Consider the following 8,701-nt stretch of genomic DNA (forward strand, 5'->3'; position numbering starts at 1 on the left):
GCAGTAGATCGCGGACAGCCACGCCTTCGTAGCCAGTTCCGACCAGCTCAGGCAGATAGCGGATAAGCGGATCGTCGACGCTGCGGATCAGCTTGTCGCGCACGGCGGCACCGACGAGCGTCGTAGTGATCGACTTCGCCAACGACATCGACACCCACTGCGTCGAGTCGTCATTGCCTGCATCGTAGTGTTCGAAAACGATCTTGCCATCCTTGAGCACCAGCAAGCCGGCGACGCGATTGCGCGAAATATAGTCGGCAAGGTCGTATCGGTTGTCGCCCGAGCGGGTAGTTACATCGCTGAGTTGCGACGCGCTGTACGGTAGCGGATGGATCCTTGCACCACGCGCGATTTCCCTCTGCGGGAACATCCAACCCTTGTTACGAAACAGCTCGAGCTGCCGCGCGGGAAACAATTTTCCTGCGTAGAGGTTTCGCACCACGCCCGCATCTTCGCGTTTCTCCTGCATGATCTCCGCCTCACCTGCCACAACCTCGTTAGCGAGGATTTATAACGTGGCGCACCGGGTCGGCAGTTGCGAATGGCGCAGATCGCGGTGTACCAATCACACCGCACGTGCTGGCATGGCGAGAACCGCTGGCTTGTTGGTGAAGAGAATGCCGGTCAACGGACGTGACAGAACAACGATCAACGCAGCGCCACAGCCCACCACCAGGCCATGCATCAACCAAAACTGCGCCGGGGTCAGCATCTCATAGAAGCGCGCCAGCCAGCCGCTGAATATGCCGCCTGCAAAGATCGCTAGATAGTAAGCACCGACCATCATTCCATTGACCGCGGCTGGTGCCGCACGCGAGACCAGCGAAAGCGTGACCGGCCAAACATACAAATATCCAACCGCGCAGCAAAAGTGAAAAACCGTGGGCCACAACAAGCTGACTTTTGCGGTATCAGCAGCGGTTTCCCCCAAGGCGAGCAGAAAACATGCGCCCATGAACGCCAGACAGCCGATGGCAATCTTGGCCAGCTCGCGGGGTTCCGCTTGGCGTCGAGCCTGACGGCGCCAGATCCAGATGACGACCGGCGCCAGTGCCAACACCGCGAGCGTGTCGAGTGACTGGAACCAAGTCACCGGCACCGTCAACCCGAGCAGATCGCGATCGACACGATCGCGCAACCACAACGGATACACATTCCATACCTGTGTCTGCGCTGCCCAGTACAGCGAAGTGATCGCGATCACGCAGGCCAGGGCCGCTACCGACGGACCTTCGCCGGGCTGCAGCTTCGGACGCTCCGCCGCTGCGGCCAACGTGTCCGGCGGCAGATACGAGCGGCCGGCGAGATAGATGACGATGCCCACCAGCATGCCGATCCCGGCCACGCCAAAGCCGTAATGCCAGCCATAGAATTCACCTAGCGTTCCGCACACCAGCGGCGCGACGAATGCACCGGTGTTGATGGCGAGACAGTAGATCGAAAACGCCGAGTCGCGACGCGAGTCATCCTTCGGGTACAAATTGCCGACCTGCGCCGCCAGGTTTCCCTTGAGCAGGCCGGATCCGGCGATCAGCGATAGCAAGGCGAACAGGAACGCAGCTTCGAACGCCATCAGAAAGTGCCCGACCGCCATCAGCGCTGCACCGATGACCACCGCGCGGGTGCGCCCCAGGTATCGATCTCCCAGCAAGCCCCCCAACACCGGAAACAGGTACACCAAGCCGATGTACAAGCCAAAGATCTGCGACGCTAACGCCTGGACGGAAAGCGGCCCGAACACCGCCTCGAGCACATTGCGGAACCCAGCAAAGCCCGCGACGGTTTCAATCGTGCCGGGCTGCAGGAGGTGGCTCACCATGTACAGCACCAGCAGCGCCTGCATGCCGTAAAAAGAAAACCGCTCCCATCCTTCCGCGAACACGATGTATGCCAGGCCCCGCGGATGGCCGAAGAGAGTGCGAGACTCCAGCGTGGCAGTAGTCATGGCGCGCCGTGCCCCGTCGCTGACTTGATCACTACGAGCTCCTTGGTGAAGGGCGAGCCGCAGGCATCCATCGAAAACTGGAAACCGCCCCGAAATCGTTCATTGTGAACCTCGGCAACTCGCCATTGACGAGTTGAACACAGTCATCGACGTTGGGGGTGTCAATGGCGCCGTCGGTGTTGCCCCAGATCCACCACGATCTTGTAATCTCGAGCGGCTCCTAGTTCTTCATGGTCGCTCTCTACCTGCCGTGGACGCTGACAATCCTTCAGATTCCAGCGGTGTGCGCCCATCCGCCAACCCACCTACGTCATGTGTCCCTGCCAGTTGCTGATGAAGTCGAGCCTCGTCCAGATCACCGCTCCACTTGCCGACCACCACGGTCGCGACGCCGTTACCGATCAAGTTGGTGAGCGCGCGCGCCTCGGACATGAATCGGTCGATGCCGAGGATCAGCGCCAACGCGGTGACCGGGACCGTTCCGACCGCCGAGAGTGTGGCTGCGAGCACGATGAAGCCGCTGCCGGTGACACCGGCGGCCCCCTTGGACGTGAGCAGCAACACCGCCAGTAATGTCAATTGATGTGACAGATCCAGCGGCGTATCGGTGGCCTGCGCCAGGAACACCGCTGCCATCGTCAAATAAATCGAGGTGCCATCCAGGTTGAAGGAGTAGCCGGTGGGAATCACCAGCCCTACCACCGCTTTGCGCACCCCCAGATTCTCCATCTTCGCCAGCATCCGAGGCAGCACCGACTCGGAGGATGAGGTGCCCAGCACGATCAGCAGCTCATCTTTGATGTAGCGAATGAATGCCAGAATGCGGAAGCCATGTAGTCTGGCGATGGCGCCGAGCACGACCAGGATGAAGATCAGGCACGTCGCATAGAAGCACAGCATCAACTTGCCCAACGACAGCAGCGTCGCCACGCCGTACTTGCCGATGGTAAAAGCCATGGCGCCGAACGCGCCGATAGGCGCCACCTTCATCACGAGGTTGACGATATCGAACAACACATGGGAGATGCGGTCGATGAACTGATACACCAAGGCTTCGCGACTGCCCAAGCGTTGCAAACGCGAAGCCGAACAGCAGGCCGAACAACAGCACCTGCAAGATCTCGTTCTTGGCGAACGCATCCACTACGCTCACCGGAATGATGTTGAGCAGGAACTCGGTGGTGCTCTGCATTTTCCCTGGCCCGGCGTATTGACTGACGGCAGCCGCGTCCAAGGTACTGGCGTCGACGTGCATGCCGTCCCCGGGGCGTACCAGGTTGACGATCACCAGCCCGACGATGCCAACGCAAGCGATTACGTGCGCCACCTGATCCGGAGCGATCAAGAACGGACCGCGAAGATCGCGCATATCCAGGCGCTGGTTACTGAAGGCATCGAAAGCGGCGTCGGTCGCCGATCGATGGAAGCACTGAAGGCAGCCGCCCGCAGCAAGTTACGCGCAACAAACAAACCCTCCAAGTGATGCGCTATCGGCCAAGCCGCAAGCCCGAAGGGGACATCATCGCCACCCACATGTAGGACGTGGCGGAGTTCGGCGTCCAGCAAGTGGAGCACTATCATGACCTGCTGGAGAGAACGTTCCAGTTCCTGGTAGAAAATCCAGAGGCCGCCCGTGCGCATTCATCCGATCTCTCCCATGACGATAGACGGATTTTCACCTGAAAGTGGCTACCCGCCCGACGGCACCAGCCGAATGATGCGGCTACGATCTTTCGACCCCAGCGCCTCGACGAGCAGATAGATGCAGCCATCCAAGCCGACTTGGATGTCGCGGATGCGGCCCAGGTCGGAGAGGATGCGCTCCACCTCGACGACCTTGCCGGCCTCGACTCGCACGCGTAACAACTGTTCCGCCTTGAGCGAGCCGATGAACATGCTGCCTTGCCAGCGTGGAAAGGCGCGCCCGTCGTAGACGGCCAGGGCCGATATCGCGATCGACGGCGTCCACTGCTGTAGTGGCGATTCAAATCCTTCGCCAGTGGACTGCCGCGCAATCGCCGTTCCGTCATAGTCGGTACCGTACGTGAACCGCGGCCAGCCGTAATTGCGGCCAGGCATAATCCGGTTCAGTTCGTCGCCGCCGCGAGGGCCATGCTCGGTGGACCACAAGATGGCGGAGTTCGAATCGAACGCCAATCCTTGCGGATTTCGATGCCCCAGCGAGAAGATGCCGGGCAACGCGCCGCTCCGGGCCGCAAAGGGGTTGTCGCGCGGAATGCCACCATCGTCCAGCAGGCGAAAAATCTTACCGCGAGGCAGAGCAAGATCTTGTGCCTCGTCGCGGTCCGCGTCCGGCACACCGATGCTGAAGTACAGATGTCCGCGTCGGTCGAATGCCATCCTGCCGCCGAAAAAGAATTCGTTGTCTGCCGTGACGCGCCGAACGTCGTCCGGAGCCTGCCAGAGCGTTTGCTGATCGACCCAGCGATTGCCGACGATCCGGCCACGCACGACGGCAACCAGCGAACGCATCGTCGCTTCCGGCCGTCCGGAGTCGACGGCGGTCGAGGGATCATCGGCGAAGGACAGATAGATCCATCCATTGCGCCGATACTGAGGATGCACGGCCACATCGAGCAAGGCGCCCGCCCCGGACGGATGACGATGCGTGGCCGGCGTGCCCTGCACCGGATCAGGCAACAATCGCCCGTTATCCACCACGCGAAGAAGTGCCTGGCGTCGCTCGGTGACGAGCAGACGCGTCGGGGACAGGAACGCGAACCCATACGGCATCTCAGCGAGTCCATCGACGAATGGCTCGACGCGAAAATCGTGAAGCCGGGAATGCTGTACCTCACGGGGCAATGCCGGCACCTGACCATCGCGGTCGTGAATGCCTCGCGAACCAGACGCTGCTGCCAAACGCTTTTGCTCGATGAAAACGACGAGGTCGCGTATTTGCTGGGGTGAGAGCACCGAACTCCATCCCGGCATGCCTTTCGCGGGCACGCCCGCTGCGATGGAATTCGCGATGCTGTCGTCATCGCCACCATGCAACCAGCGATCGTCGATCAGCGATGGCCCTTGTCCGCCTTCCAACTGGCGGCCGTGACAGCTGGAACATAGCTCGATGTAAGTAGACGCTGCGACGTGCTCGCTGACTTCATCGGCCTTGGCGTGAGATACGTTTGCGTGCCCCGCCGCTACCACTACTAAGGCTAGCAGCCACGCGATAGACCGTGCGCCTGGCGTCGAGCGAATCCGCAACCGACTCACCCGCTCGGCTGCCGCGACAGGCGCATGGCTTCGGCATCCTCGGCGTATTCACGCAGCACTGCATCCAATTCGGCCTGGATCTGCTCCTGAGTCCACCAGCGCCCTTGAATCATCATGCCCTGGATCTTGCGGGTGTTATGAATATCCGCGAGTGGATTCGCTGCCAGCAGCAGCACGTCGGCCCTCGCGCCTGTCGCGAGCACGCCGAAATCTCCTTCCTTCTGTAAATACCTGGCGGGCTCGGCGGTTGCCGCGCGCAATGCCTGATACGGCGTCAACCCTGCTTCCACGAACGCGGCCATCTCACGATGAATGGTGTAGCCGGGCCCCGAAATATCCGAACCGACCATCAGCGGCGCGCCGGCATCGCTGAGCGCTTTGACCAGCGCGAGGCGAACAGAACGCGTGCCGGTGATACCGGCGCGTTCACGAGGTCCATACAACGAATACAACCAGTCGAGTCCGCGATTGGTGGCCGGATGCTCGTACCGGCCGACCTCGCCGGCATCGCGGAGGGGTCGGTCGAAGTCAGTCACCGTCTGGTCCCAAAGCGACAGCGTCGGCACGTTCCAGACCCGATACTTCGCAGTCAAAGCCGCCAGCTCGCGAATTTTTTCCGGCGTGCACCACGCCCAGCCCTGATAAATGTCCAGCCGCGACGGCTGCATTTTCACGGACGCAGCGGCGCACGCAACGTCGTAGCCCGTCAGATGTTCGATGGAGCGCAGCCCTTTCTCGAGCGCATGATCGAGCGGCACATCGATCGGCACGTGAGCGGCCACCGTCAACCCGGCGTCTCGTGCCGCATCCATCACCGCATCGAACACCGGCGGACTGAGCGTCGAATACACCTTGACCAGATCGAAGCCACGAGTGGCGGCATCGCGCACGTACTGGGACGCAACCTCGGGCGAAGTGAAGGAGCGAGGGCCGGGAAACAACGGAGGAGAGCCTTCGATGATGCTGGGCGCCGCGAAAATTCTCGGGCCGAGCAGTTCGCCGCGATTGACTGCATCTCGCAACTTCAAGACGAACGGTCCGTTGGCAGGATCGCGCACCACGGCGACCCCGAACATCACATACTGCCGCAACATCTGCCGGCGTGTGCGCTGCCGAGTCTCCTCCTTACCGTCGAAAGCAAATCCGTCAAGATGATTGTGCATGTCGGCCAGGGCCGGGATCAGGTACTTGCCGGAGCCATCGATGATTCGCGCGCCCGCCGGCGTGCATTGCTGCTCGCTGTCGCAAATGTCGCTGATCCGGCCATCGCGAATCACCAGCGTCTGGTTCTTCAGCAGGCCGTCGAATGTCATCGGAATGAGGTTCACGTGTTCGATCGCGATGCTCGCATCCAACGAGCGCGGCCGGGCGGCTTGAGCCGTCGGATGCAGGCCCGCAATGGCGAAGGACGTAGCAACGAGCGCGTTAGCAATCCTGGATCTCATCGGTCGGACTCCCGCGACTCGCCCAGCGCATCGAGCATGGCGGCGAAATGTCGGTTCAAATCGAAGCGCCCCGCGCCACGGGTCCAGCCCAATCGCACGATCACGACCTGCCGCGACGGAATGATCGCGACGATCTGAGAGTTGTGCCCGAGCGCGAAGTAAGTATCCGCGGGCACGCCGGGGAAGCGCCGCTCAGTGGCACCGTCTTTGAAATCGTTCAGCCAGAACTGCCCGCCATAGCGATCATCGGCCGACGACGGAGCGCGTATGAAATCGACCCACTCCGGAGCCAGCACCCGCTGACCGTTGATCTCGCCGCGATTCAGATGCAGCAATCCGAAGCGGGCCCAATCCCGGGCGGTGGCGAAGAAATAAGAGCTGCCGACCACAGCGCCACTCGCGTCGCGTTCGAACACCGCGCTGCTCATGCCTGCCGGCTCGAAGAGACGGCGCCGCGCATGCTCCTCACTGGCGAGGACCGAACCGCCGGTCGCATCCAGATAGATGCGGGCGAGGATGTTGGTGGTGCCCGATGAATAGCTGAAGACCCGATCCAGCTCATGGGCCAGCAACTTCGACTGAGCGTAAGCGGCCATGTCGCCGCGCTCGAACAGCATCGCCGTACTGTCGTCACCCGGAGCGTAGTAGCCCTCTTGAAAGGCCAGCCCACTCGACATGGTGAGCAGGTGACGAAGTTTGATCGCGCGGCGAGGATCGTCCGCGCCATGCCATGAAGCGACGGGCGCCTCGGCATCCAATGTGAGTTTTCCATCCGTCACCAATGTACCGATGAGCGCGGCGATCACGCTCTTGCTGGCCGACCAGCCGAGGAATCTCGTGTCCTTCGAATACCCCGCGGCGTAGCGCTCGGCAACGATCCTGCCCCGGTGCACGACGACCAGGGCCCGTGTATCGATTTCGCCGGCCGGGGTTTCGTCTCGAAGCGCCGCGTCCATCGCTGCATTCAGCGCGGCGCGATCGATCCCTGGCGACAGCTGTCGTGCATCGACGCGCTCCCCCGCCGGCCACGGCAACTGGCTCGGAACTGCTTTCGGCAGCGGCACGCCGATTGCCTGTTGGCGCAGCATCGGCTCATCCGTTTCCATGAGTAGCGTGCATCCCAAACCAGGACGATAAAGCGCCGTGCGAACGACGCCGGAAGCACTCGCGCTGAGTCGCCGTTCGCGCCGCTCGATCTCATAGACGAATTCGTGAGCGAGCGGCCGCAGTAGTTGCTCCACATCGACGGCAGCCCGAGACAGCGAAAAGCCCGACACGAACACCGCTGAACACGCAACCTTCGCTGCGGCCCCGGTCACGGTCGCCAGTTCGGTAGCCGTCGAGCCAGCCGAGGCCGTTACGTTTACGACCATCCCAAATAGAATGAACCAGCTCGTGAACGAGCGGCGCGAGCAGACTGCACTGAAATTCATGAATGCGCCTCCGCCGCTTTCAGGCACGAATCGCTGCCGGCCTTGCGCACCCGCTGTAGCAACGAACTCATGTCGCGCACGAACCAATCCGGTCTCTGTGGATGCGCGACGTGCCCGGTATCGGGATACTTCACGTGCTCGATGAGCGCCGGATGCGATGCGCGCAGGCGCTCGTATTGCGGCGAGAAACTGGCGCCCGGCGGGGTGTCGTCGCCGGTCGGGTCGATGATCAGCATCGGCACGTGGAGCTTGCGATAAGTGATGATCGGGTGCACCCGACGCCAGCTCTGATGCAGCAGCGGCAGCCTGTATCCAGCGCCGGGATTCCAGGCATCTTCGCCGCCGCCGAGCAAGCGTTGATTGTCATAGTGCGGTCCCCACCGCCCATCCGCGTCACGGCGCAGCCAACTCTGGAAGATGACCAGGCTCGAATCCGCCAGGGCGTTGCCTGCCCCATCTCCCAGGAAGCTTTGCACCAGTCCGCGAAACGCCTGAAAGCGGTCGGCGTTGCGCCAATCGGCCGGTTGCGACTGCTGAACATACTGCGCGAGCGATGGCGCGATCACTTCGTAGAATCGCTCCGCCCGCTCTTGGACAGGATCCGCGCCACCGTCTTCGAGCGCGACCGCAATGGCCCGTCG

General features: G+C 62.0%; 7 protein-coding genes and 1 pseudogene. 1 reads left to right on the plus strand and 7 read right to left on the minus strand.

All coding sequences use genetic code 11. The features are described 5' to 3' along the window. From JNL55_RS05530 to dctA, 3 genes and pseudogenes are all read right to left on the minus strand, one after another. On the minus strand, positions 1-469 hold a 469-nt coding region (locus JNL55_RS05530), incomplete at its 3' end, for a serine hydrolase (protein WP_293850442.1). Positions 470-565: 96 nt separating this feature from the next. After that, positions 566-1,945, minus strand: a complete 1,380-nt coding sequence (locus JNL55_RS05535) for a peptide MFS transporter (RefSeq protein ID WP_293850445.1) — start codon at positions 1,943-1,945, stop codon at positions 566-568. Positions 1,946-2,173: 228 nt separating this feature from the next. Continuing rightward, positions 2,174-3,245: pseudogene (gene dctA, locus JNL55_RS05540) on the minus strand (C4-dicarboxylate transporter DctA); the annotation flags it as partial. Here dctA and JNL55_RS05545 point away from each other — a divergent pair. Next, entirely contained in the window at positions 3,156-3,428 is a 273-nt protein-coding gene (locus JNL55_RS05545; RefSeq protein ID WP_293850450.1) for a type II toxin-antitoxin system ParD family antitoxin, read from the plus strand. The pseudogene dctA and the gene JNL55_RS05545 sit on opposite strands and share 90 nt — an antisense overlap. A 206-nt stretch (positions 3,429-3,634) precedes the next feature. Here the strand turns inward: JNL55_RS05545 and JNL55_RS05550 are convergent, their stop codons facing one another. From JNL55_RS05550 to JNL55_RS05565, 4 genes are all read right to left on the minus strand, one after another. Next, positions 3,635-5,173, minus strand: a complete 1,539-nt coding sequence (locus JNL55_RS05550; protein ID WP_293850452.1) for a PQQ-dependent sugar dehydrogenase — start codon at positions 5,171-5,173, stop codon at positions 3,635-3,637. Between the two features lie 5 nt (positions 5,174-5,178). After that, positions 5,179-6,627: an amidohydrolase family protein gene (locus JNL55_RS05555; protein ID WP_293850454.1), complete on the minus strand. Its 1,449-nt coding sequence runs from the start codon at positions 6,625-6,627 to the stop codon at positions 5,179-5,181. After that, positions 6,624-8,060, minus strand: coding sequence for a serine hydrolase domain-containing protein (locus tag JNL55_RS05560; protein ID WP_293850456.1), 1,437 nt, complete (start codon positions 8,058-8,060; stop codon positions 6,624-6,626). The genes JNL55_RS05555 and JNL55_RS05560 overlap by 4 nt, the downstream gene beginning before the upstream one ends. Beyond that, positions 8,057-8,701: alpha/beta fold hydrolase (locus JNL55_RS05565; protein ID WP_293850458.1), on the minus strand; the 645-nt coding region annotated here is incomplete at its 5' end. The genes JNL55_RS05565 and JNL55_RS05560, both read right to left, overlap by 4 nt.

This window comes from Steroidobacter sp., from assembly GCF_016790065.1.
In the GTDB taxonomy this organism is placed as follows: Bacteria; Pseudomonadota; Gammaproteobacteria; order Steroidobacterales; family Steroidobacteraceae; genus Steroidobacter.

Excerpts from the sequence above, each read along its gene's own strand:
- JNL55_RS05535 (WP_293850445.1), bottom strand. The coding sequence starts at position 1,945 with ATGACTACTGCCACGCTGGAGTCTCGCACTCTCTTCGGCCATCCGCGG.
- JNL55_RS05555 (WP_293850454.1), bottom strand. The coding sequence starts at position 6,627 with ATGAGATCCAGGATTGCTAACGCGCTCGTTGCTACGTCCTTCGCCATT.
- JNL55_RS05560 (WP_293850456.1), bottom strand. The coding sequence starts at position 8,060 with ATGAATTTCAGTGCAGTCTGCTCGCGCCGCTCGTTCACGAGCTGGTTC.